Annotated in this window: 1 protein-coding gene; it reads right to left on the reverse strand. The window is 68.3% G+C overall.

Features of this window, described 5'->3' with window-relative positions:
- Positions 1-9 precede the first annotated feature (9 nt).
- Positions 10-1,153: bifunctional 2-C-methyl-D-erythritol 4-phosphate cytidylyltransferase/2-C-methyl-D-erythritol 2,4-cyclodiphosphate synthase (locus tag I5M_RS12265; RefSeq protein WP_022721672.1), on the reverse strand; the 1,144-nt coding region annotated here is incomplete at its 5' end.

Raw genomic sequence — 1,153 nt, forward strand, 5'->3', positions numbered from 1 at the left:
CCGCTCATATCAGCCGCCGAGGCCGTCGGCGCCGAACGGCAGCCGGATGGTCGCTGAAGCCGTGGCGGCGATACCCTCCTCACGGCCGGTGAAGCCGAGCTTCTCGCTGGTCGTCGCTTTGACGGCAACGCGCGACACCGGCACGCCGGTGATCTCGGCGATACGCTGACGCATCGGATCGCGCAGCGGGCCGATCTTCGGCCGCTCGCAGATCATCGTCACTTCGAGATTGGCGATCCGGCCGCCGCGCGCGGTGACGCGATCGACCGCGTACTTCAGAAACTTGTCGGACGCCGCGCCCTTCCATTGCGGATCGGTCGGCGGGAAGTGCGAGCCGATGTCGCCGTCCGCCAGCGCGCCGAGGATCGCATCGACCAGCGCGTGCAGGCCGACGTCGCCGTCGGAATGCGCCAGGAAGCCGCGATTGTGGGGCACCTTCAGGCCGCACAGCCAGACGTGGTCGCCTTCGCCGAAAGCATGGACGTCGTAGCCGGTGCCGGTGCGGATATCGCCGAGCATCGCCATCAGGCGACTCTCCTCACGAACGAAATCTTCCGGCGTCGTCAGTTTCATGTTGGCAGCATCGCCTTCAAAGGTTGAGACCGTCAATCCCGCCCACTCGGCAATGGCGGCGTCGTCGGTGAAATCATCGCGGCCTTCCGCCGCCGCGCGGCGGTGCGCGTCGAGGATGACATCGAATCGGAATGCTTGGGGCGTCTGCGCGATACGCAAGCCCGCGCGGTCCGGCGTCGCGATCACGGCACCGTCGGCATCGACCTGCTTGATCGTGTCGGTCACCGGCGCGACCGGTAGAGCGGCCCCGGTCTTGGCAGTGGCGGCGATGGCGCGCGAAATCAGCGCCGGCGTGACGAAGCAGCGCGCCGCGTCGTGGATCAGCACGATGTCGGGCTTCAGCTCGGCCAGCGCTTCGAGCCCGGCGCGGACGGAGCCCTGCCGCGTCGCACCGCCAGCGACCGGTGGGCGGAATTTGAGGTCCCCGACCGCTTCCACGAAAAGTGCCGTGTCGTCCGGATTTGTGACCGGCTGCACCGCAATCACGGCCGCATGCGTGCAGAACGGCTCCAGCGACCGAGCAATCACCGGCCGGCCGGCGAGTGTCTGGTATTGCTTGGGACCGCCGGCCCCGGCGCGA

Source organism: Rhodopseudomonas sp. B29 (assembly GCF_000333455.1).
Classification (GTDB): domain Bacteria; phylum Pseudomonadota; class Alphaproteobacteria; order Rhizobiales; family Xanthobacteraceae; genus Rhodopseudomonas.